The sequence below is a fragment of the Pantoea leporis genome (assembly GCF_028048155.1).
In the GTDB taxonomy this organism is placed as follows: domain Bacteria; phylum Pseudomonadota; class Gammaproteobacteria; order Enterobacterales; family Enterobacteriaceae; genus Pantoea; species Pantoea leporis.
The window spans coordinates 147,328-169,088 of record NZ_JALMEU010000008.1; the positions used below are offsets into that span (position 1 = coordinate 147,328).

A 21,761-nucleotide genomic window follows, 5' to 3' on the forward strand; every position below is an offset into this window, starting at 1 on the left:
GCGGGCATTTATGCCCACCGGGTTTTCACATCACAACTGCGGACCCGCCTGCACTAACGCTTTACCCGCATCGTTATCGGTATATTTCTCAAAGTTAGTAATAAAGCGCTGCGCCAGATCCTGCGCGGCTTGCTGCCAGGCCGCTTCTGTCGGCCAGCTGCGGCGCGGATCGAGAATCGCGCTATCCACCTGCGGCAGAACTTTAGGCATCTGCAGGTTGAACACCGGCAAGGTGTCAGTCTCAACCTCATCCAGCTCCCCAGCCAGAATCGCATTGATGATGGCGCGCGTGTCTTTCAACGAAATGCGCTTGCCGCTGCCGTTCCAGCCGGTATTCACCAGATACGCCTGCGCACCTGCCGCTTCCATGCGCTTCACCAGCACGTCGGAATATTGCGTTGGGTGCAGCGTCAGGAACGCCGCGCCAAAGCAGGCAGAGAAGGTGGGCGTTGGCTGCGTGACGCCGCGCTCGGTGCCGGCCAGTTTGGCGGTAAAGCCAGACAGGAAATGGTATTGCGTCTGTTCTGGCGTCAAGCGTGAAACCGGCGGCAGCACGCCAAAGGCATCGGCGGTAAGGAAAATCACCCGCTTCGCATGGCCCGCTTTCGACACCGGCTGCACGATGTTCTCAATATGCTCGATCGGATAAGAGACGCGGGTGTTCTCGGTCTTGCTGCCGTCGGCGTAATCCACGCTGCCATCGGCGCGCACCACCACATTTTCCAGCAGCGCATTGCGGCGAATCGCCCGGTAGATCTCCGGCTCCGCCTGCTCAGACAGATTGATGGTTTTGGCGTAGCAGCCGCCTTCAAAATTGAACACGCCGTCGTCATCCCAGCCGTGTTCGTCATCGCCAATCAGCTGGCGATCCGGATCGGTGGACAATGTGGTTTTACCGGTGCCGGACAGGCCGAAGAACACCGCCACATCGCCCGCTTTGCCGACATTAGCCGAACAGTGCATTGAAGCGATGCCTTTCAGCGGCAGCAGGTAGTTCATGATGGCGAACAGCCCTTTCTTCATCTCGCCGCCGTACCAGGTGCCGCCAATCAGCTGCATGCGCTCGGTCAGGTTGAAGGCGACGAAGTTCTCGGAGTGCAGACCTTGCGCCAGCCAGTCTGGATTGGTGCACTGCGCGGCGTTCATCACCACGAAATCCGGTTTGAAGTCAGCCAGTTCGGCTTCGCTCGGACGGATAAACATGTTTTTGACGAAGTGCGCCTGCCAGGCCACTTCCATCACGAAGCGCACGCTGAGGCGCGTGTCAGGATTGGCACCGCAGAACGCATCAATCACAAACAGGCGTTTGCCGGAAAGCTGCTGGGTGCAGCGATCTTTCAACGCCTGCCAGGTTTCCTGTGACAGCGGCTGGTTATCATTTTTACCGTTGCCGACATCGTTCCACCACAGCGTGTCGCGCGTGGTGTCATCCCGAACGATGTACTTATCTTTTGGCGAGCGACCCGTGAAGATGCCGGTATCCACGGCAATAGCACCGCTCTGCGTCAGAATGCCTCGCGCATAACCTTCCAGCTCTGGGCGAGTTTCTTCCTGAAACAGGGTGTCGAAATCAGGGTTGTACACCACTTCGGTGGTGCCACTGATGCCCATAGAGGCGAGGTCTTGCGATGTCAGGCCGTTAACGCGCATGTGACTGCTCCTTTAATCGGTATCTGTTACTGCATATTTTTTATGGGTGATTCTGCCGCCTGCCTGCATAGCCACGCAGGGCAGATCGCGCGCAGTGTACTCTTCTGAGCACAGCGGAAAAGAGAAGATAGTCAGAAATGCGAGCTGGAACGTGACAAGTAGAGAAATCTGCCACTTATGAAACTAAAGTCAGCGTTATTTAGCTAATAACCGTGATAAATGATAGGGATACGTTCAGCATGAATGCGGGCGGATGAACCGCCCGGCAGGTAATTAATGCACGTGATCGCTGTTGTTGGTTGGCGCGTTACGAATGGCGGCAATATCCACTGCATCGAACACGTAATGCGATCCGCAATAGTCGCAATTCATATCGATTTCGCCATCCTCTGCGAGGATTTCGTCCACTTCCTCAACCGGCAGCGTGCTCAGCACTTCACCGCAGCGCTCGCGTGAACAGGTGCACTTGAAGCTGACTGGCGACGGATCGAACACGGTGGCTTCTTCCTGATGATACAGGCGCCACAGCACGTCGGTGGCGGGCAGCTCAATCAGCTCTTCGCTCTTCACGGTTTCGGTCAGCGTGGCGAGGTGATTGAAATCATCCAGGCTCGGCTCTTGCGCTGGCAGCACCTGCAGCAGAATGCCGGCTGCGCCTTTGTCGCTGGTGCGGATAAACAGGCGCGTTGGCAACTGCTCAGAACGCATGAAGTAATCTTCCAGACAACCCGCCAGCGTATCTGCTTCCAGGCCAACCACGCCCTGATAGCGCTCGCCTTTCTCTGGCGAAATGGTGATCACCAGATAGCCGTTGCCGACCATCTCTTTCAGGCTGCTGCCGGGTGCGATCTCCGCGTCTTCTTGCACGCGCGCCACGCCACGCAACTCCTGACGGTTGTTACCGTTGATCACCGCCAGCGTCAGCGGACCGTCGCCCTGTAACTGCACCGTGATATCACCGTCAAACTTCAGCGTTGCCGTTAGCAGGCTGGTGGCTACCAGCAGCTCGCCCAGCAAGGTTTTTACCGGCTCAACGTAGTTGTGATTTTCGACGATTTCACGCCAGGTTTCGCTCACATTGACCAGCTCGCCGCGCACGGCGACGTTTTCGAACAGGTAACGGTGCAGTTGATCGTTTGCAGACATAGTGTTTCTCTCGTTGGGGGCGCGTTATTTATCACCCGACAATTTAAATTTCATCAGATCGCGGCGCTCTTTCTTATCCGGGCGGCGATCGGGGTGCGGCATGGTTAAGGCATTCATCTTGCGTGCCAGCGCGGTTTTCTCGCGCTTGTCGATGCTGGCGGCGGTTTCGGCATACAGCGCCTGGGCTTCGCTGGCCGGACGACGCTGATCGGTCACGGCGGTGATCACCACGGTGCGCTCATCGTTGCCCTGACGCAGCGTCAATTCAGCATTGAGCTCCACCAGTTTGCTCGGCTTGCTGCGCTGACCGTTGTAATGCACTTTGCCGCCTTCGACCATTTCGCGTGCCAGCGCACGCGTTTTGTAGAAGCGTGCGGCCCACAGCCATTTGTCGAGGCGCACGCCTTCGCTCACTTTCTCTTTCATGGTATTGCGGCTCCTGCTTTAACGCAGCGTCTCACACAATTGGCGATAATCGCGTACCGCCGGATGACGCTGGAAAGATTGATCGGGCCGACCGGAATCCGGATTGCTGACGCCTAAGCACCAGCGGATGCCCCAGCGTGTTGCTGCATCCAGAATCGCTTCGCTGTCATCAATGAATAGCGTGCGCGCGCTGTCAAACGCAGTGTGTTGCTGAACGGCTTGCCAGAGACGCGGATCCTCTTTCGGATATCCAAAGGTATGGGTGGAAAGTAATAAATCAAGGTGGGCAGCTAATCCGGTCTGCTCCAGTTTCACATCCAGATTGTAAGGATGCGCATTGGTCAACAGAATCGTGCGCTTACCTGCGGCACGCAGCGCCTGCAATAGCGGCAGCGTATCTTCACGCATTGCCGCGCGGTGGCGCTTCTCCCACGTCATGGCGCGAATATCCAGCGCCAGTTCCTGCGACCAGTAATCGAGACAATACCAGTTTAGCGTATGCACCACGGCCTGGTATTTCTGCTCAATCAGCTGATGCGCTTCGCCCAGCGTGATGGCGCGTTCGCGGCTCAGGGTTTCCGGAACGTGTTCCAGCCAGAAGTGGCGATCAAAGGCGAGATCGAGCAAGGTGCCGTCCATATCCAGCAGCACGGTATCAATCTCTGACCAGTTAAGCGTAACCTGCATTGTCTTTCTCGCCGCAAAAAAGTGGGCGACAGGGTAGCACAGAAGGAGAGGGCTCAGAATAGCGAGCGCACGCTCTGCATAGTGTTCAGATTGTGGTTGAAGCACTTATCGTAATACTGCTGAATTTCCGCCATGCGCAGGCGATTGCGATGAATACGACGCAGCGCCAGCAAGCCGTTGATCACCGCGCTGGCAATCAGCACCAGCATCAACAGCGTGGTACCCAAATAGCGCCATTGCGCCATGGCATCCGGCTCGTTATGCAGCGCGATATGGCGTGTGCCGTTGGCATCGGTGGTAATACTGGTGATGATGCCGCTGGCGGCGAATGGCGTATGCAGCAGCATGCCAGACATGCGTTGCAGTTCGCGCCATTGCGAAGGCGCATCAAGATCGAACAGCGGTACCGACGGCTGCGGCTGCATCACCATCTGACGACCTTCATCACTGACAATCAGGAAGCCGCCCGGCGGTGGACTATTGAGGTTTTCAGCCGCACGACGCGTTTCACGCGCGAAGAAGCTGGAGGTGGCGGTGTTCACCAGATTTTCCAGCGCTTCGGCACTCACCGGACGCAGCAGGACGTTCATGCCATTCAGCTTGCCAGAATCCGCACGGTGAATCAGTGAATCCCAATCTTTGGCGTTGCCGAGATTCACCAGCGCATTTTTCAGGCGTACGCAATCCTGCTGCTGGCTGCACAGATCTTGGGTTTTCAGCACCAGATCCGAGAAGTCATCCAGCAGAATCATGCCCGATTTCTGAATCGCCGAGGCGAGCTGCGGATTGAGTTTGGGATCGGTATTGGTTTCCGGATGCAGCTGGCGCGTGGTGGTATCGAGCAGCGCCGAGGCTTTATCGATGATCTCCGATTGCGGCTGTGGCAGCGGCGCGGCGTTATTCCAGTAAATCGCCGAGCAGTCGAACGGCATGTAGGCGTAGCTGCGATTGCTTTGATAATTGCCCGGTACCGAACACATGCCGGTGCCACCCACTTTCAAAATGTCGCCGATGTGTAGCGGCAGCGCATTCAGCTTATCCACGCTATTCACTTCAATGCTCTCGGTGCCTTTCACCCACGCAAGGCTGAGTTTGATCGGCATGCTGAGAGGAATCCAGGTGAATAGCATGACCAGCACCAGCAGCGAGCCGCACGCCAGTACCAGATTTTTACGCCAGCGCTGCACCGGGAAGTTACGCACTTCATCCTGCAGCGACAGGAAGCGACCCTGACGCACTACCTGACGATTGAGGTACATATCGACGTCGGTGGTTTGGCCTAAATCGTGCGCTACATACGGCTGCCAGTGCGCGGGATAGATTAAATCAATAATGCCCAGCGAGATGTTGCTCTGCTCCTGATTGGATTCACCAAACAGGCCCCAGCGCTTGGGCGCACCGCGCAGGCAATGCACATCGCGCAAACCTTTGGCGCCAGGGAAGCGATAGAGGAACCACAGGCTAACGGCGATCATCAGGCAGCCGAGCAGCGCAATCCAGCCCATCAGGCTGCCGGGCAGCACCAGACTCAGGAAGAACAGCAGGAAAGCGAAACAGATGGCGACCGCTTCACGCGTGCCGTCGGCGCGAGAAAGCTGATACTCTTCTGAGGTCTCTTTGCGTACCTGCAGCAGCTCAACATTCTCGCTCTCTTCTTTACGAATCGACGCGTTAGTGGACATCGGACGCACCAGTGGCGGCAGCGCCGGTTGTTCTACCGCGTAATTCACCAGCGAATGTCCGTTAAGCGAAATCACCAGCGGCAGCGTTTGCGTGCGGATCAGCTCTACGTGGTTCTCTTCGGCTATGTACTGTTCCCAAAGCGGCGGAAGATGCACTTCGACTTCATCGAGATAGTAGCGCCACTTCTGCGGATCGTCGGTGGAGAGGCCATAGCGGGTGATGGAGCGGGTGACAGGATAAACATTGTTGCTTTGCGCGGTGAGCGTCAGCGCTTGAGGTTCGCGCGGCTTCTTTGCGGATCGCGCGCTGCTGTGTTGCTGCTGTTTCACTAGTAGCGCGATGTACTTTTCAACGGCAGCGCGTTCTTCGTCGGTGAGCTTGCGATTAGGCGGACTGATAAACGGCAGTGGTTTCGCCAACGGCGGACGATGCCGCATAGCGAACCAATAGCCGATACCTGCTAATAAGGAACAGGCGAGCATGACAGCCAGAATGACAATATAAGTGCTCATGCTTTGCTCAATCCAGCCAAAAAACTGCCTTCACGTTAACGAATTACTCCCGGTGAATCCATCAATACAAGTCAATTTTGGCGAGCAGATGTCATTCTGACAAGGGAAAAGTCAGATAAAATAACGCGCAAAATCATTTAATTATAGTTTGTTAGATCATTCCTTAACGGGATGTTAACCAGACATGACTCAACTAAATATCGGTATTTTCTGAATTTAACCCAACACCGTTGACTTATTGTGAATTTTTAACTGCATAGATAACAAGAAGTTGTTAGCAGCCATAAGTGAATGTGTGTCACCATAGTTTACTTACGCTGCGTGTCGCACAATAGTTCTGGCTTCGGTATGCTGGCGTCATCACGTTTCACAGGGTTGTGCTAAGTTTGAGGCTGATATGAAAACCCCAATGAAAAAACCTGACATCCTCAATGTGGCAGCGGTGGCCCGCTCCCGCCTGTTCACCATCGAAGCGGTCGATCTCGCTTTCAGCAATGGCGCGCGACGCGTCTATGAGCGGATGAAACCTTCCGACCGTGAAGCGGTGATGATTGTGCCGATTATTGGCGATGACGTGATCCTGATCCAGGAGTACGCCGTCGGTCTGGAAAGCTATGAACTGGGCTTTCCTAAAGGGCTAATCGATCCTGGCGAAAGCGCCTTTGAAGCCGCCGATCGTGAACTGAAAGAAGAAGCGGGATTTGGTGCCACCAAACTGGAAGCGCTGGGCAAGCTGACCATGGCGCCCTCATATTTCTCCAGCAAGATGAACATCGTGGTGGCGGAAGGTTTGTACGAAGAGAAGCTGGAAGGTGATGAGCCGGAGCCGCTAATTGTCCATCGCTGGCCGCTAAATAATCTGCTGGCGCTGCTGGATGAACCCGACTTCCGCGAAGCGCGTAACGTCAGCGCGCTGTTTATGGTGCGTGAGTGGCTGGTGAAGCAGGGCCGTTTAAGCTACTAAATTGCATCATCATTAAAAAAAGAAAGCCGGCGCATTTGCCGGCTTTTTTGATCAGAACAGTTCGTGGCTTTCGCCGTTGTCCATGAGGGTGGTGCCGACATCATGCACCGAATACTCGGTTGGCTGGGTGCCGTTGATGAAGTACTCCTGACGCGAGTTACCGCCGTTAGCCAACTTGCCGGTGCCGCGATCGATGTTAACGGTGACCACGCCATCTGGCGGTGTCAGCGGTTGTACCGGCACGCCTTCCAGCGCGGATTTCATATAGTCATCCCATGCTGGCTGTGCACTCTTCGCGCCGCCTTCGTAACCGGAGATTTGATCCGGTATCGCACCTGACATGGTGGATCGACCCAACGCGCGCGAATCATCGAAACCAATCCACACCGACGTCACCACGCCCGGACCATAACCAGAGAACCACGCATCTTTCGAGCTGTTGGTGGTACCGGTTTTGCCGCCGATATCGTTACGCTTCAGGTCACGACCGGCACGCCAGCCCGTTCCCATCCAGCCCGGCTCGCCGAAGATGTTGGTGTTCAGCGCGCTCTTGATCAGGAATGACAGCGGCGTGTTGATCACGTGCGGAGCATACTGCTGCTCGCCACCCGGCTGTGCAGGCACTTGCTCCAGCTCCGGTTGCGGCACGGTTTGGTTCTGCGATTGATCGGAGGTCGCGACATTCTCGACGCTCTCTTCATTCAACGCGACCGACTTTTTGGTATCGCCATAGATCACCGGCAGGTTGCACTGCGGACAGGCAATCTTCGGTTTTTCTTCGAAGATCACGCCGCCTTGTTCATTCTCGATCTTCGCGATGAAGTAAGGATCAATCAGGAAGCCGCCGTTCGCCATCACCGCGTAGCCGCGTACCACCTGCATTGGGGTAAAGGACGCCGCGCCTAAGGCTAACGATTCGGTATGCACGATGTTCTGCGCCGGGAAGCCGAAACGCTGCAGATATTCCGCCGCGTAATCAACGCCCATCGCACGCATCGCACGTACCATCACCACGTTTTTCGACTCGCCTAAGCCTTGACGCAAACGGATTGGACCTGCATACGTTGGCGGTGAGTTCTTCGGACGCCAGTCAGCACCCGCACCGGCATCCCAGCGCGAAATCGGCACGTCGTTGAGAATCGATGCCAGCGTTAAACCGCGATCCATCGCTGCGGTATACAGGAAGGGTTTGATGTTGGAACCCACCTGACGCAGCGCCTGGGTTGCGCGGTTGAACATGCTCTGATTGAAATCGAAACCGCCGACCAGCGCGCGAACCGCACCATCTTCTGGATTGAGTGACACCAGCGCCGAGTTCACCGCCGGAACCTGGCCGAGCCACCAGTCGTCATTCACTTTACGCACCCAAATCTGCTGGCCGGTCTGCAGCACCTGCGTCACGCTGCGCGGCGTTGGGCCTTGCAGCGTGTCAGATTTGTAAGCGCGTGCCCAGCGTACGCCGGCCATATTCAGCGTAACGCTGCTGCCATCTTTCAGCATCGCCGTGGCGTGATCGGCGCTGGCGCTGGTGATCACCGCAGCATTCAGCGGTCCGTAAGTTGGCAGATTTTTCAGCGCATTCTGGATGCGGGTTTGATCCCAGCTCGCTTCGCCCACTTTCCACAGCACATTGGTTGGACCGCGATAGCCGTGGCGCATGTCATACGCCATCACATTGTTACGCACCGCCTGCTGTGCGGCTTCCTGCAGATGGCGGGTGACGGTGGTGTAGACCTTGTAACCATCTTCATAGGCTTTATCGCCATAACGCTTCACCATCTCCTGACGCACCATTTCACTTAAGTAAGGTGCAGAGAAGGCGATTTCCGGGCCGTGATAGCTGGCCGTCAGCGGCGAGTTACGCGCTTCGTTATATTGCTGCTGCGTGATGTAGTTTTGATCCAGCATACGCGCCAGCACCACATTACGACGCGCCAGCGCACGCGTATGAGAATAGAGCGGGTTGAACGTCGAAGGTGCTTTTGGCAACCCAGCAATCATCGCCATTTCACTCAGCGACAGTTGATTAATAGGTTTACCAAAGTAGACCTGCGCCGCCGCGCCCACGCCGTACGCGCGATAGCCGAGATAAATCTTGTTGAGATAGAGCTCAAGGATTTCATCTTTGCTCAGCAGCTGTTCGATACGGATCGCGAGGAACGCTTCCTTAATCTTACGCATCAAGGTGCGTTCCGGGCTGAGGAAGAAGTTACGCGCCAGCTGTTGAGTAATGGTACTGGCGCCCTGCGAGGCGTGGCCGGACATCAGCGCAATGCTGGCTGCACGGAAAATCCCCACCGGATCGACACCGTGATGCTCGTAGAAACGGCTATCTTCGGTGGCAATAAACGCTTTGATTAACTCAGGCGGCATCTGTTGTAGGGTCAGCGGGACACGGCGCTTCTCGCCGTACTGGGCGATTAGATCGCCATCCGCGCTGTAAACCTGCATAGGAGTTTGCAGGCGCACATCTTTCAATGTGTTCACATCAGGCAGCTGCGGCTCTATGTATTTGTACAAACCATAAACCGTGCCGGCTCCCAGCAAAATGCAACACACTGCAAGGATCAATAAATACTTTACGAACTTCACCTGAGAATTCCCATCTGTTGTCGTTTGAGCAGTTTATAAGCAACCGCGCGGTAGTATAAAGACAAGCCTGACGCATTCATATACCTGTCAGGCTTGAAGTTGCCGGGGTATCAGCACTCTGACCTTTTAATGATAAGGAGATCGCGCGTATGGCTTTTCAGCGCTGGCAAATTGGACTGGATATCCAAAACGGACAACTGTGTGCCCTTGGCATCGAACGCCGACGTCATGGTTGGCAGTTGCGACACTGGTGGCAACAAACGCTGCCGCAAGATACGTTAAGAAACGGCGTGCTGCAAACCACGCCTGCGTTACTGGATATGTTAGGGCGCTGGCAGCGCCATCTGCCGAGGCGCTATTCACTGCGCGTTGGCCTGCCGCCGCAGTTGGTATTGCAACGCACTTTGCCGCTGCCGGAAACCTCGCTGCGTGAACCCGCGCTGGGGCGCTATGTGGCGGCTTCTGCGCAGCGTCTGTTTCCCGTCGAACCCGCTTCGCTGTCGCTGGATTATCGCTCACCGGGCAAGGATGCACCGCTTTACGTTACCGCGGCACGGCGCGAGGTGATTACGCAATGGCTGACGCCGCTCAAACAGGCAGGTCTGCGACCGGACGTGTTTGAGCTGAGTAGCCTGGCGCTGACGCAGATCGCCATGCGCCTGCCGTTACGCCACAACCACTTATTGATTCATCCACTTAGCGATCATTGGCTATGGACGCTGGTGGGGGAAAGCACCACTTCAGGCGCAGCCACCGAACCGCTCACCCTCGCGCAGCTGCGCGAAACCTTCCCGCAGATGGAAAGCGTATTCTGCACCTCAACTCAGGTTTTGCCTGAGGAGCAGGTTAAACGCTTCAAGCCGTTTTCGCTGCTGCACTATCTGCAACCGCCGTTGCCTGCACAGGAAGGTATTTTTGCCATCGCGCTTGGGCTGGCGCTGCGCCCGGAGGATGTCTGATGCTGGCGGTCAACCTGCTTCCCTGGCGCCTCCAGCAATCGCAGCGGCGGCGCCAGCAGAGTCTCTCGCTGCTGTCGCTTACGCTGGCCTGCACCTTACTGATCCTCTCATTACTGTGGTGGCGCGGCGTCATTGCACGGCAGCAACAAACGGACGCGCTGATGGATATCACCTCTATCCTCAGCGCACTGCAGCAACAGCTGGAACAGCAGCAATCGCTGTTGAAGCTGCGTGAATCACTTCTTCAGGCGCAGCAGGCACAGCTGCAACGGCAAGATCAGCATCAGCGCTGGCAGCATTTTTGGCAGCAATTATCGGAGTTAATGCCAGACACCTTGTGGCTCAATCGCCTCGAACGTCGGCAAGGGCAACTGGTGCTGGAAGGGCAAGCGCAGAGCATGGCGGCGGTCAGTGATTTTCGTCATCAGCTCATGACTCAGCCGCTGTTCAGCAGCGTAAAGCAGGGCGCTGTGAAGCGCGAAGCGGGCGGCGACTATCGTTTTGCTTTGCATGCGCGCGTGCAGGAGGTAGCCGATGAGTGAACTCCTGCAGCGCTGGCTGATGCTCACGCTGCCGCTGCGCATGCTGGGACTTTTGACGTTATCGCTGGGGCTGTTTGCGCTGACGTGGATCGTGCTGCTTCGTCCGCAGCAGCAGATGCGTGAAGCGCAAGCGCGGCAGCTGGAACAGATGCGTCAACAGCAGCAACAGCGGTTGCAACAGCTGGCTTCACTTCCGGCGATTGATGTGTTGCAGAGCGAGATTAGCCTGCTGCAGCAACCCACGAAGGATACCGGCACTCAGCAAACGCTGGAGCGAATCGTGGCAGCGCGCGGCAATCAGCTGGAAGCCTGGCATCCGGATAGCCAGCCGCAGCAGCTGCAGTTAAGGCTTGCCTGGCCGCAATTTCTGCCGCTGTTTAGTGAACTAGCCAGCACCCGATTACCGGTGCCACAACGCTTTCAGCTGCAAGCCGAGCAAGGCGTATTGAACACGCAACTGTGGCTGGAGAGTGACGATGCGGAGTAGCGCCTTGCTGTTGTTACTCTGCAGCTCGCTGGCACTGGCGCGCGATCCTTTCCAGCCGCTGGCAGCAACGCTGTGTCAGACGCAGGTTGCTGCGCCAGAAGGCTGGCGCTTACAGGGCATTATTGGCACGGCGCCGCACTACGTGGCGTGGCTGGTGTCACCTCAAGGCAAAAGCCATCGGCTGGATAATCAAGCGCCTTTTCCCCAGCCGCCCTGGCAAGTCGTGCAGCTTACGTCGCGCATGCTGGTGTTGAGCGCAGCACAAAGCTGCACGCCACAGCAAATCACATGGGTAATAAAAGGAGGTTTTTATGAAATGGATGACGTTACTGATGCTGCTGTGTCTGAGCATGCCGCTGCGCGCTAACGACGACCGATTAAGTCTGACGTTTGATGATGCGCCGGTTGAACGCATTTTGCAGGCGCTGGCAGATTATCAGCAGACCAACCTGCTGATTGCGCCGGGCGTTGAAGGTCGGCTGTCGCTGCGCTTAGACAATGTCGGCTGGGATCGCGCGCTCGCGCTGGTGACGCAGCTGGCAAAACTCATCGTGGTGCAGGAAGAGGGCGTTTTGCTGGTCTATCCGGAAAGCTGGCAGCAGCAGCAGGCGCAACAGGAAAAGGTGGAGCGTGAGGAGGAGAAGCAGCAAACGCCGCTGGAACAACAAACCGTGACGCTGCATTACGCCAGCGCCAGCGATATTTACCGCAGCCTGCAAGCCGAACGTTCGTTGATGACGCCGCGCGGTAGCGTCACGGTCGATAGCCGCACCAACAGTTTGCTGCTGCGCGATACGGCTGAGGCATTACGTGACACCGAGCGCTGGTTAAAAGCGCTGGATTTGCCGCTCGAGCAGGTTGAGCTCGCGGCACATATCGTCACCATCAATGAAGAGCATCTGCGCGAGTTAGGTGTTAACTGGGGCACGTCACCGGCAGAAGTGGTAACGCAGGCGTTGCGCAACCCGCTGCTCGAGATTCCTCTTGCGGTGAGTAATCCGGCGTTTCGCGCGGGCGTGACGCTGGGCCAGGTCAGCGGCGAATTGCTCAATCTGGAATTGAGTGCGCTGGAGCAGGAGAACCAAATCGAAATCATCGCCAGTCCGCGCTTGTTTACCTCGCATCAGCAAACTGCCAGCATCAAACAGGGCACGGAAATCCCTTATGAGGTGAAATCGGGCAACAGCGGTGCCACCGCCATTGAATTTAAGGAAGCGGTTTTAGGCATGGAAGTGACGCCGGTGGTGCTGGGAAATGGCCGCATCCAGCTCAAACTGCGGCTGAGCCAGAACTTGCCAGGGCGCAGTGTAAACATTGGCGATAACCAGGTGCTGAGCATTGATAAGCAGGAGATCGAGACTCAGGTGACGCTGCGCGATGGCGAAACCTTAGCGCTGGGCGGCATTTTCCAGCAGCAGCGTACGCAGAGCGAAAAACGCGTGCCCTGGCTGGGCGATATGCCTTTATTAGGGAATTTGTTCCGTCAGCAAACTGATGAGCAGAAGAAAAAGGAGCTGGTGATCTTTATTACTCCCAGACTGGTCAGGGAAGCAGCGCTTACTGCCGGATAAAGCGGAAAATTCGTTCTGTGAGGCCAACTGCGTTGACGCAGGGCTGGAATTAGCTTACAAGGTTTAGCGATTTTCAAAACGGTGTAACGGAACGCGGCAGAATAACCTTCCGAATGACGTTGGTCACAAGCGATACTGACGTCAAAAGAAATATCGCCAAAATAATTCGAGCTCCAGTAAGACGTTAAATGAGTGAATGCACTGTGCTTACATCGGTAAGCGATGACAGTGGATGACCCCGGCCAGCGTGCCTGTAGCACGAAATATAGCGGATCAGCGGAGGTGCGTTACCGTCTCGCGAACCACAGACCGGTCCTGTTAAGAGGTCGCCGGGGGCAATTTATTCGGTTGCCAAACGGCCATGAGTGTTGAGATAATTTTCCGTCTGACTCTTGTTAACGCTCATGAGGTCTCAGTTCCTGTCCCGCCAGCTATGCTGAACGCGGGGTATCATCAACGAATTCTTAGTAATACCGATAAAATGGCAGAGAAACGCAATATCTTTCTGGTTGGGCCGATGGGTGCCGGCAAAAGCACTATTGGTCGTCAGTTGGCTCAGCAACTCAATATGGAATTTTTCGATTCCGATCAGGAAATTGAGCGACGCACCGGAGCGGATGTAGGCTGGGTATTTGATGTGGAAGGCGAAGAAGGCTTCCGCGATCGTGAAGAAAAGATCATTAATGAGCTGACCGAGAAGCAAGGCATTGTCCTCGCGACCGGTGGCGGCTCAGTCAAATCCCGCGAGACCCGTAATCGTCTCTCCGCCCGGGGTGTGGTCGTATACCTTGAAACCACCATCGAAAAGCAACTTGCACGAACCCAGCGTGATAAAAAGCGTCCGCTGTTGCAGGTTGAATCACCGCCGCGCGAAGTACTGGAAGCGCTAGCTGGTGAACGTAATCCGCTTTATGAAGAGATCGCTGATGTCACTATTCGCACTGACGATCAGAGTGCAAAAGTGGTGGCCAATCAGATCATCAACATGCTGGAAAAGAACTAATCCAGCGCCCTGAGGGCTCAGCAATAGGTATCGGTCATCATGGAGAAGATCACTGTCTCACTCGGGGATCGCAGTTACCCCATCACCATCGCTGCCGGACTGTTTAACGATCCGGCTTCTTTTTGGCCGCTCAAAGCAGGCGACAATGCCATGCTGGTGACAAACCAGACCCTGGCGCCGATCTATCTTGAACCCCTGTCAGCGCTGCTCAGCAATGCCGGCATTAAGGTAGATCAGGTCATTTTGCCTGATGGTGAGCAGTACAAAACCCTGGCGGTCATGGACGAGGTGTTCACCGCGCTGCTGAAAAAGCCGCACGGTCGTGATACCACGTTGATTGCACTCGGTGGTGGCGTGATTGGTGACTTAACCGGATTTGCTGCAGCCAGCTATCAGCGTGGCGTGCGCTTTATTCAGGTGCCGACCACGTTGTTGTCTCAGGTTGACTCCTCCGTCGGTGGAAAAACCGCGGTAAACCATCCACTCGGCAAAAATATGATTGGGGCGTTTTATCAGCCCGCGTCTGTCGTAGTGGATACTCATTGCCTGGCCACTCTGCCACCGCGCGAATTAGCGTCCGGTCTGGCGGAAGTGATCAAATACGGCATTATCCTTGATGGCGAATTCTTCCAGTGGCTAGAGCAAAATCTTGATGCTCTGCTGGCGCTGGATGAAAAAGCCCTGGCTTACTGCATCCGTCGTTGCTGCGAGCTTAAAGCCGAAGTGGTTGCGGCTGATGAGCGCGAAACCGGCGTACGTGCACTGCTCAATCTGGGCCATACTTTTGGTCATGCGGTTGAGGCGCACATGGGCTACGGCAACTGGCTGCACGGCGAAGCGGTGTCGGCTGGCATGGTGATGGCCGCACGTACCGCTGAACGTTTAGGGCAGTTCACCTCGGTTGAAACCGATCGCATTATCGCACTGCTGCTGCGTGCTGGTTTGCCTGTACATGGCCCGGCGAGCATGGCGGCGGAAGATTATTTGCCACACATGATGCGCGATAAGAAAGTGCTGGCGGGCGAGCTGCGTCTGGTGCTGCCTCTCGCTATTGGCCGCTCTGAAGTGCGTGGCGGTGTGGCTCATGATATGGTGCTGGCAGCAATTAACGATTGCCAGAAACCCTGATTATTAGAAGTGATGAGTGGTGATGCGGCGTGTGGGAAGCGCGTCGTTTTACGGAGGAGGCTAAATGGATGAGTTCAAACCGGAAGACGAGTTAAAACCTGACGCCAGTGACCGCCGTCCGACGCGGCCACGCAAATCGTCTTCTGCGCCGAAAGTGAAAGTACCGGTTTCCCGTCAACATATGATGATGGGCATTGGTATTTTGGTTCTGCTGTTGGTGGTGCTGGGGATTGGTTCAGCATTAACCGGCCCAGATGAGAAGAAACCCGCAACCAATACTGCAAATAATGGCGCGGCACCTTCTGCCGGTGGCAGCGAAAAGAACATCGACCTTTCGGGATCGACGTCCATGAGCGGCCAGCAAAACGCCACGCCTTCTGCTGAAGGCAGCGCAGCGCAAAACACCGCGGGCACAACTGCACCAGCGGGCAGCGATGGTCAATCCATCTCGATGCCATCGGTCTCCTCGACGCCGACGCAAGCTGCGCCTGTGGATACGCCAGCTAACCAACAACGTGTCACGCTGCCGGGCGATCTCAATAGTGCGCTGAACAATCAGCAAGGTTCTGTCGATGCCGCAGCACAAGGCGCGCAGGGTAATAGCTCGCTGCCAACCGCGCCGGCCACAGTCAGCGGCAACGGTAAAGCGATCACGCCGCCAGCCATGCGTTCAGAAACCCCCGCGCGCACCAGCAACAATGGTACACGCGAGACGCACGCGTCGACGCCGCATAAAACACCGGCCGCCACTAAACCAGCAGCTGTGAAAGAGAACAACACCCGCACCACCGCGACGCGTAATCCCGCGCCTGCCAGTGCGAGCGGTGCCAGCAAATCGTTGCCGTCGGGCGGAAACTACACGCTGCAGTTGAGCGGTGCGTCGAAAGAAGAGAGCCTGAACGCCTGGGCGAGAAAACAGAACCTGAGCGGTTATCACGTGTATAAAACCACGCGTAACGGCGAACCTTGGTATGTGTTGGTGAGCGGCGCTTACGCCACGCCAGCCGATGCGAAACGCGCCGTGGCATCGCTGCCAGCGGAAGTGCGTGCGGCCAATCCGTGGGTAAAACCGCTTAGCCAGGTGAAGAAAGAAAGCCAGTAATGAGATGTGGGGCCGCAAAAATGCGGCCCCGTTTAAAGCGCAGAGCTGCTGTCGGTTCCACCACAGCCAATAATTAAGATGTAATAACCACGACAGCATGAAAAAAAATCGCGCTTTCCTGAAATGGGCCGGAGGGAAATACCCGCTCCTCGATGACATCCGTCGTCATTTGCCACAAGGTGATTGTCTAATCGAACCCTTTGTCGGCGCCGGTTCCGTGTTCCTCAACACCGACTATGACCGCTATCACCTGGCGGACATCAACGGTGATCTCATCAATCTGTATAACATCGTCAAAACGCGTACCGCGGCTTTCATTGAAGACGCGCGCCAGCTTTTCAACGCTGAAGGCAACACGGCAGAAACCTACTACGCGCAGCGCATCGCCTTTAATGCGAGCAAAGATGAATATCAGCGCGCGGTGCTGTTTCTGTATCTCAATCGACACGGTTATAACGGTCTGTGCCGCTACAATTTGCGCGGTGAGTTTAACGTGCCTTTTGGCCGGTATCGCAAGCCGTACTTCCCGGAAGCGGAGCTGCTCTGGTTTGCCGAACGGGCGCAAAAAGCGACCTTTGTCTGTGAATCGTACGATGTTACTCTGAACAACGCCGTTGAAGGCTCAGTGGTTTATTGCGATCCGCCGTATGCACCGCTTTCGGCGACAGCAAATTTTACCGCTTACCACACCAACAGTTTTAGTCTGCGCGAGCAGCAGCATCTGGCTGAGTTAGCCAATAAGCTTTCGCAGCAAAATCGCATCCCGGTACTGATTTCAAACCACGATACGGTACTCACGCGTGAGTGGTATCAGAATGCGGATTTACACATAGTCAAAGCCCGGCGTTCCATCAGCCGAAGCATAAGTGGTCGCACGCAAGTCGACGAACTGCTAGCGCTTTTCCGCTAGCCTGTTTCGTCCGCGACCAAGGCATTACGCCAGCTCAGGCTGGCGCACAAAATTGGGAGAATCGGATGAAACAATTTTTACTGGCCCCATCAATTCTGGCTGCTGACTTCGCGCGTTTGGGTGAAGACACGGCCAAAGCGCTGGCGGCAGGTGGTGATGTGGTCCATTTCGATGTGATGGATAACCACTACGTTCCCAATCTGACGATGGGGCCGATGGTGCTTAAAGCGCTGCGCGATTACGGCATCACTGCACCTATTGATGTGCATCTGATGGTTAAACCTGTGGATGCATTGATCCCGGAATTCGCTAAAGCGGGCGCCACCTTCATCACTTTCCACCCGGAAGCCAGCGAGCATGTTGATCGCACGCTGCAGCTGATCAAAGAGCATGGTTGCAAAGCGGGTCTGGTGTTCAACCCTGCGACGCCGCTCCACTACCTCGATTATGTAATGGATAAGCTGGACATCATTCTGCTGATGTCGGTGAACCCAGGCTTTGGCGGTCAATCCTTCATTCCCGGTACGCTCGACAAACTGCGTCAGGCGCGTCGCCTGATTGATGAGAGTGGCTACAACATTCGTCTGGAAGTGGATGGCGGCGTGAAAATTGATAACATCGGCCAGATTGCTGCCGCCGGTGCCGATATGTTTGTTGCCGGTTCCGCGATCTTCGGTCATCCGGATTACAAAAAAGTGATCGATGAGATGCGTGGCGAACTGGAGAAAGTCAATGGCTCATTTCACTGATATCCGCGCGCTGGCGTTTGACCTCGACGGTACGCTGGTCGATAGCGCGCCGGGCCTGTCGCAAGCCATTGATCATGCGCTGAGCGATCTGCAGCTGCCGCCGCCGGGTTTGGCATTGGCTTCTACCTGGATTGGTAACGGCGCTGACGTGATGATGACCCGCGCGTTGACCTGGGCGCTGGGACGCGAGCCGCATGCCGAAGAGCAACGCGATGCGCGTGCGCTGTTTGACAAATATTACGCGCAAACGGTAGAAGCGGGCAGTACGCTGTTCCCGCAGGTAGTAGAGACGCTGGCGGCCTTGCAGGCGAAAGGCCTGCCGTTGGCGATCGTCACCAACAAGCCAACGCCATTTGTGGCGCCGCTGCTGAAGTCGCTCGGGATTGCTGAGTACTTCACGCAGATTATCGGCGGTGACGACGTAATTGTGAAAAAGCCCCATCCGGCGGCCATTTTCCTCGTCCTTGGCCATTTTGGCGTGCTTCCGGGACAATTGCTGTTTGTCGGCGATTCTCGCAATGATATTCTCGCGGCCCAGGCGGCAGGCGTACCGAACATCGGTATGACATTCGGCTACAACTACGGCGAGCCGATTGCTACCAGCCAACCCGATTTAACTCTCGACTCTTTTGACGAACTTTTGCCCGCTATCGGGCTGTGATTATCAGGACATAACATGAGCAAACCCATCGTTTTCAGCGGCGCCCAGCCTTCCGGTGAACTGACCATTGGCAACTATATGGGTGCGCTGCGTCAGTGGGTGCAGATGCAGGATGATTTTCACTGCATTTACTGCATCGTCGATCTGCACGCCATCACCGTACGTCAGGATCCAACCGCGCTGCGTAAAGCCACGCTGGATACCTTAGCGCTCTATCTTGCCTGCGGCATCGACCCGGCGAAGAGCACCATCTTTGTTCAGTCGCACGTGCCAGAGCATGCGCAGCTGAGCTGGGTGCTGAACTGCTACGCCTATTTTGGCGAGCTGAGCCGCATGACGCAGTTCAAAGATAAATCCGCGCGCTACTCGGAAAACATCACCGCAGGCCTGTTTGATTATCCGGTGCTGATGGCGGCCGATATCCTGCTCTATCAAACCAATCAGGTGCCGGTTGGCGAAGATCAGAAGCAGCATCTGGAGCTGAGCCGCGATATCGCCCAGCGTTTCAATGCGCTGTACGGCGATGTGTTCAAAGTGCCTGAACCGTTCATTCCGAAATCGGGTGCACGCGTGATGTCGCTGCTTGAGCCGACCAAAAAAATGTCCAAGTCAGACGACAACCGTAACAACGTGATTGGTCTGCTGGAAGACACCAAAGCGGTGGTGAAGAAGATCAAACGTGCGGTAACCGACTCCGCCGAGCCGCCAGTGGTGCGCTACGACGTCAAAGAGAAAGCCGGTGTATCAAACCTGCTGGATATTCTTGCGGGCGTGACCGGTAAAACCATTGCGCAGCTGGAGCAAGAGTTCGAAGGCAAAATGTACGGCCATCTGAAAGGTGAAGTGGCTGAAGCGGTTTCCGGTATGTTGACCGAGCTGCAGGAGCGCTATCATCGTTTCCGTAATGATGAAGAGTTGCTGAATCAGGTGATGCGCGATGGCGCAGCAAAAGCCCGCGCTCATGCGCAGGAAACGCTGAAGAAAGTGTATGAAGCGGTAGGTTTTGTCGCACAGCCGTAAGCGGTTTGCGGAATAGAACAGAACGGCGGGTCATTTGACCCGCCGTTTTTTATTTGATGCGATGTAACGCCAGTTCCGCGCCATCCCAGAACAGGCGGGCGTTACCGTCAGCCAGCACGCTGATCACCGCGCCCGGCGCAGGTCCCCACGCCTGGTTGCCACAACTCACATTGAAACCGTAACGGAAGGTGAAATCACGATCCTGGCCCGCGCCATTGGCGGCGCTCAGGCGCGGTTTAGCGTTGCAGTTATCGACGGAAGGATTGATGCTGCGCTCAGCAGTGCCGCGCGTCCAGGTGATCGCATTTGGCTTAAACGCCACGCGCGCGCCCATAAACTGTGGATCATTCTTGATATACAGCTGACCGACTTCCTTCTTAGGCGTTACCGCCACCACCTGCCATTCACCCACCACGTTCGACCAGGTAACCGGTGCGGCGGTAGCAACCGCGCTTAACGGCAATAACAACGCGCAAACCCGTGAAGCAACGCGCATGGAAACTCCTTATTGACGAGAAAGATGGCCCATAGTCTGGCGACAAAGCGCAGCGCTGTACAGTTTTTTGCCGTTTCAGAACCAGCGTAACTGAGAACGCAGTTCCACCACGCGCCCAACGATAATCAGAGCCGGACTGGCAAACTGCTGCGCCAGCGTGGCCAGTTCCGCCAGCGTTGCGGTCTCTACGCGCTGCTGCGGCGTGGTGCCATTCTGCACGATCGCCACCGGCATCGCAGCATCCATGCCGTGTTGCAACAGCTGCTGCTGAATTTCCGGCGCCTGCGCCAGCCCCATATAGAACACCAGCGTTTGCTGTTCAGCCGCCAGCTTGCGCCACTCAATTTCGCCGTGCTGCTGCAAATGGCCGGTGACGAAACGCACGCTCTGCGCGTGGTCGCGATGCGTCAGCGGAATACCGCTGTAAGCAGAACAGCCCGAGGCGGCGGTGATGCCCGGTACCACGCTAAACGGGATGTTATGCTGCGCCAGCAGTTCCAGCTCTTCACCGCCGCGGCCAAAGATAAAGGGATCGCCACCTTTTAGTCGCACCACCCGCTTGCCGCTCTGCGCCTGCTCAAGTAAAACCTGGTTGATCTGCGATTGCGGTACGCAGTGATTGCCGGCTTGTTTGCCGACAAAGATGCGCTCCGCATCGCGGCGGACCAGATTAAGAATCGGCGCCGAGACCAGGCGGTCATACACCACCACATCGGCCTGCTGGATGTGCTGCAAACCTTTCAACGTCAGCAGCCCCGCATCGCCCGGCCCGGCGCCCACCAGCACCACTTCGCCTTGCTGCGATAGCGGCGCATCGAACAAGGTCTCAACGATGTGCTCGGCGCGTGGCCGATCGCCATTCGCCAGGGTTTGCGCCAGACGATCGCTCACGAAGAAGCGCTCCCAGAAAGCGCGCCGCTGCGCCATGCTGTTAAAGCTACGCTTCACACGATTGCGCAACGATCCGGCTAAGGACGCTAACTCACCCAGATGTTGTGGCAGCATCGCTTCAAGTTTTTCACGCAGCAAACGCGCCAGCACCGGCGCGCGACCGCCAGATGACACGGCGATCATCAGCGGCGAACGATCAATAATCGACGGCATAATCGCGCTGGCTTCCTGCGGCGCATCCACCAGATTGCAAAAGATGCGCCGCCGCTCAGCCGCATCGCCAACCTGCTGATTCACCGCATCATCATCGGTGGCGGCAATCACCAGCCAACAATCCGCGAGCCAGCGCTCGTCAAACGCGCCGGGGAGTAAGGTCAACTTTCCCTGTTGTGCCCACTGCTGAAAAGCGGGAGAGAAATCCAGCGCGCCAACCTGCAAATTGGCACCGGCGTCCAACAGCAAACGCGCTTTGCGTTCTGCCACATCGCCACCGCCCACCAGCAAACAGCGCTTGCCTTGCAGGCGGCAAAACAGCGGAAAGTAGTCCATAGCTCATCCTGAAAAAAGCCCGCGCAAGGCGGG

The 21,761-nt window shown here is 56.2% G+C and carries 21 protein-coding genes; 13 read left to right on the forward strand and 8 right to left on the reverse strand.

Going from position 1 to position 21,761, the window contains the following annotated elements:
* Positions 1–30 precede the first annotated feature (30 nt).
* The 5 genes from pckA to MWH02_RS18370 form a co-directional block, all read right to left on the reverse strand.
* Positions 31–1,650 carry a phosphoenolpyruvate carboxykinase (ATP) gene (gene pckA, locus MWH02_RS18350; protein WP_271461195.1) on the reverse strand — a complete coding sequence of 540 codons (1,620 nt, stop codon included), beginning with the start codon at positions 1,648–1,650 and terminating at the stop codon, positions 31–33.
* Positions 1,651–1,923: 273 nt separating this feature from the next.
* Positions 1,924–2,796, reverse strand: a complete 873-nt coding sequence (gene hslO / locus MWH02_RS18355; protein WP_192236974.1) for an Hsp33 family molecular chaperone HslO — start codon at positions 2,794–2,796, stop codon at positions 1,924–1,926.
* A gap of 24 nt (positions 2,797–2,820) precedes the next feature.
* Entirely contained in the window at positions 2,821–3,222 is a 402-nt protein-coding gene (gene hslR / locus MWH02_RS18360; protein ID WP_101762677.1) for a ribosome-associated heat shock protein Hsp15, read from the reverse strand.
* Positions 3,223–3,240: 18 nt separating this feature from the next.
* Entirely contained in the window at positions 3,241–3,909 is a 669-nt protein-coding gene (gene yrfG / locus MWH02_RS18365; protein WP_101762676.1) for a GMP/IMP nucleotidase, read from the reverse strand.
* A gap of 53 nt (positions 3,910–3,962) precedes the next feature.
* On the reverse strand, positions 3,963–6,104 hold the full coding sequence (locus MWH02_RS18370) for an intracellular growth attenuator family protein (protein WP_137386663.1): 2,142 nt from the start codon (positions 6,102–6,104) through the stop codon (positions 3,963–3,965).
* A 397-nt stretch (positions 6,105–6,501) separates the two neighbouring features.
* On the opposite strand from MWH02_RS18370, the gene nudE reads away from it, so the two are divergent.
* The gene (gene nudE / locus MWH02_RS18375) at positions 6,502–7,068 is read left to right on the forward strand and encodes an ADP compounds hydrolase NudE (protein WP_101762674.1); all 567 of its coding nucleotides are present in this window, start codon (positions 6,502–6,504) and stop codon (positions 7,066–7,068) included.
* Positions 7,069–7,119: 51 nt separating this feature from the next.
* Here nudE and mrcA read toward each other — a convergent pair whose 3' ends face one another.
* Positions 7,120–9,660: a peptidoglycan glycosyltransferase/peptidoglycan DD-transpeptidase MrcA gene (gene mrcA / locus MWH02_RS18380; protein ID WP_271461196.1), complete on the reverse strand. Its 2,541-nt coding sequence runs from the start codon at positions 9,658–9,660 to the stop codon at positions 7,120–7,122.
* 149 nt (positions 9,661–9,809) lie between these two features.
* Here mrcA and pilM point away from each other — a divergent pair, with 149 nt between their 5' ends.
* From pilM to trpS, 12 genes are all read left to right on the forward strand, one after another.
* On the forward strand, positions 9,810–10,619 hold the full coding sequence (gene pilM / locus MWH02_RS18385) for a type IV pilus biogenesis protein PilM (RefSeq protein ID WP_271461197.1): 810 nt from the start codon (positions 9,810–9,812) through the stop codon (positions 10,617–10,619).
* Positions 10,619–11,161 carry a PilN domain-containing protein gene (locus tag MWH02_RS18390; RefSeq protein ID WP_271461198.1) on the forward strand — a complete coding sequence of 181 codons (543 nt, stop codon included), beginning with the start codon at positions 10,619–10,621 and terminating at the stop codon, positions 11,159–11,161. Before pilM ends, MWH02_RS18390 begins: the two co-directional genes overlap by 1 nt.
* Positions 11,154–11,648 (forward strand): HofO family protein, encoded by a 495-nt coding sequence (locus MWH02_RS18395; RefSeq protein ID WP_271461199.1) that lies wholly within the window; start codon positions 11,154–11,156, stop codon positions 11,646–11,648. Before MWH02_RS18390 ends, MWH02_RS18395 begins: the two co-directional genes overlap by 8 nt.
* On the forward strand, positions 11,638–12,015 hold the full coding sequence (locus MWH02_RS18400) for a HofP DNA utilization family protein (RefSeq protein ID WP_110867621.1): 378 nt from the start codon (positions 11,638–11,640) through the stop codon (positions 12,013–12,015). The genes MWH02_RS18395 and MWH02_RS18400 overlap by 11 nt, the downstream gene beginning before the upstream one ends.
* Positions 11,960–13,219, forward strand: a complete 1,260-nt coding sequence (hofQ, locus tag MWH02_RS18405; protein WP_271461200.1) for a DNA uptake porin HofQ — start codon at positions 11,960–11,962, stop codon at positions 13,217–13,219. The genes MWH02_RS18400 and hofQ overlap by 56 nt, the downstream gene beginning before the upstream one ends.
* A 481-nt stretch (positions 13,220–13,700) precedes the next feature.
* Entirely contained in the window at positions 13,701–14,222 is a 522-nt protein-coding gene (gene aroK, locus MWH02_RS18410; protein ID WP_008107887.1) for a shikimate kinase AroK, read from the forward strand.
* 39 nt (positions 14,223–14,261) lie between these two features.
* A complete protein-coding gene (aroB, locus tag MWH02_RS18415) occupies positions 14,262–15,350 on the forward strand; it encodes a 3-dehydroquinate synthase (RefSeq protein ID WP_271461201.1) in 1,089 nt (362 codons plus the stop codon).
* Positions 15,351–15,414: 64 nt separating this feature from the next.
* Positions 15,415–16,452, forward strand: coding sequence for an SPOR domain-containing protein (locus MWH02_RS18420; RefSeq protein ID WP_271461202.1), 1,038 nt, complete (start codon positions 15,415–15,417; stop codon positions 16,450–16,452).
* 97 nt (positions 16,453–16,549) lie between these two features.
* Positions 16,550–17,362 (forward strand): adenine-specific DNA-methyltransferase, encoded by an 813-nt coding sequence (dam, locus tag MWH02_RS18425; RefSeq protein ID WP_101762665.1) that lies wholly within the window; start codon positions 16,550–16,552, stop codon positions 17,360–17,362.
* A 65-nt stretch (positions 17,363–17,427) separates the two neighbouring features.
* Positions 17,428–18,111: a ribulose-phosphate 3-epimerase gene (gene rpe / locus MWH02_RS18430; RefSeq protein WP_101762664.1), complete on the forward strand. Its 684-nt coding sequence runs from the start codon at positions 17,428–17,430 to the stop codon at positions 18,109–18,111.
* Positions 18,095–18,772 carry a phosphoglycolate phosphatase gene (locus MWH02_RS18435; RefSeq protein WP_192414849.1) on the forward strand — a complete coding sequence of 226 codons (678 nt, stop codon included), beginning with the start codon at positions 18,095–18,097 and terminating at the stop codon, positions 18,770–18,772. The genes rpe and MWH02_RS18435 overlap by 17 nt, the downstream gene beginning before the upstream one ends.
* Positions 18,773–18,787: 15 nt before the next feature.
* Entirely contained in the window at positions 18,788–19,792 is a 1,005-nt protein-coding gene (gene trpS / locus MWH02_RS18440; protein ID WP_101762662.1) for a tryptophan--tRNA ligase, read from the forward strand.
* 49 nt (positions 19,793–19,841) lie between these two features.
* On the opposite strand, the gene MWH02_RS18445 is transcribed toward trpS, so the two are convergent.
* On the reverse strand, positions 19,842–20,288 hold the full coding sequence (locus MWH02_RS18445) for a hypothetical protein (protein ID WP_217549920.1): 447 nt from the start codon (positions 20,286–20,288) through the stop codon (positions 19,842–19,844).
* Between the two features lie 75 nt (positions 20,289–20,363).
* Positions 20,364–21,728 carry a siroheme synthase CysG gene (cysG, locus tag MWH02_RS18450; protein ID WP_271461203.1) on the reverse strand — a complete coding sequence of 455 codons (1,365 nt, stop codon included), beginning with the start codon at positions 21,726–21,728 and terminating at the stop codon, positions 20,364–20,366.
* Positions 21,729–21,761 lie beyond the last annotated feature (33 nt).

Bases quoted from the DNA above. Each gene is read 5' to 3' on its own strand.
- pckA (WP_271461195.1), bottom strand. From the start codon at position 1,650: ATGCGCGTTAACGGCCTGACATCGCAAGACCTCGCCTCTATGGGCATC.
- hslO (WP_192236974.1), bottom strand. From the start codon at position 2,796: ATGTCTGCAAACGATCAACTGCACCGTTACCTGTTCGAAAACGTCGCC.
- hslR (WP_101762677.1), bottom strand. From the start codon at position 3,222: ATGAAAGAGAAAGTGAGCGAAGGCGTGCGCCTCGACAAATGGCTGTGG.
- yrfG (WP_101762676.1), bottom strand. From the start codon at position 3,909: ATGCAGGTTACGCTTAACTGGTCAGAGATTGATACCGTGCTGCTGGAT.
- MWH02_RS18370 (WP_137386663.1), bottom strand. From the start codon at position 6,104: ATGAGCACTTATATTGTCATTCTGGCTGTCATGCTCGCCTGTTCCTTA.
- nudE (WP_101762674.1), top strand. From the start codon at position 6,502: ATGAAAACCCCAATGAAAAAACCTGACATCCTCAATGTGGCAGCGGTG.
- pilM (WP_271461197.1), top strand. From the start codon at position 9,810: ATGGCTTTTCAGCGCTGGCAAATTGGACTGGATATCCAAAACGGACAA.
- MWH02_RS18390 (WP_271461198.1), top strand. From the start codon at position 10,619: ATGCTGGCGGTCAACCTGCTTCCCTGGCGCCTCCAGCAATCGCAGCGG.
- MWH02_RS18395 (WP_271461199.1), top strand. From the start codon at position 11,154: ATGAGTGAACTCCTGCAGCGCTGGCTGATGCTCACGCTGCCGCTGCGC.
- MWH02_RS18400 (WP_110867621.1), top strand. From the start codon at position 11,638: ATGCGGAGTAGCGCCTTGCTGTTGTTACTCTGCAGCTCGCTGGCACTG.
- hofQ (WP_271461200.1), top strand. From the start codon at position 11,960: ATGAAATGGATGACGTTACTGATGCTGCTGTGTCTGAGCATGCCGCTG.
- aroK (WP_008107887.1), top strand. From the start codon at position 13,701: ATGGCAGAGAAACGCAATATCTTTCTGGTTGGGCCGATGGGTGCCGGC.
- aroB (WP_271461201.1), top strand. From the start codon at position 14,262: ATGGAGAAGATCACTGTCTCACTCGGGGATCGCAGTTACCCCATCACC.
- MWH02_RS18420 (WP_271461202.1), top strand. From the start codon at position 15,415: ATGGATGAGTTCAAACCGGAAGACGAGTTAAAACCTGACGCCAGTGAC.
- dam (WP_101762665.1), top strand. From the start codon at position 16,550: ATGAAAAAAAATCGCGCTTTCCTGAAATGGGCCGGAGGGAAATACCCG.
- rpe (WP_101762664.1), top strand. From the start codon at position 17,428: ATGAAACAATTTTTACTGGCCCCATCAATTCTGGCTGCTGACTTCGCG.
- MWH02_RS18435 (WP_192414849.1), top strand. From the start codon at position 18,095: ATGGCTCATTTCACTGATATCCGCGCGCTGGCGTTTGACCTCGACGGT.
- trpS (WP_101762662.1), top strand. From the start codon at position 18,788: ATGAGCAAACCCATCGTTTTCAGCGGCGCCCAGCCTTCCGGTGAACTG.
- MWH02_RS18445 (WP_217549920.1), bottom strand. From the start codon at position 20,288: ATGCGCGTTGCTTCACGGGTTTGCGCGTTGTTATTGCCGTTAAGCGCG.
- cysG (WP_271461203.1), bottom strand. From the start codon at position 21,728: ATGGACTACTTTCCGCTGTTTTGCCGCCTGCAAGGCAAGCGCTGTTTG.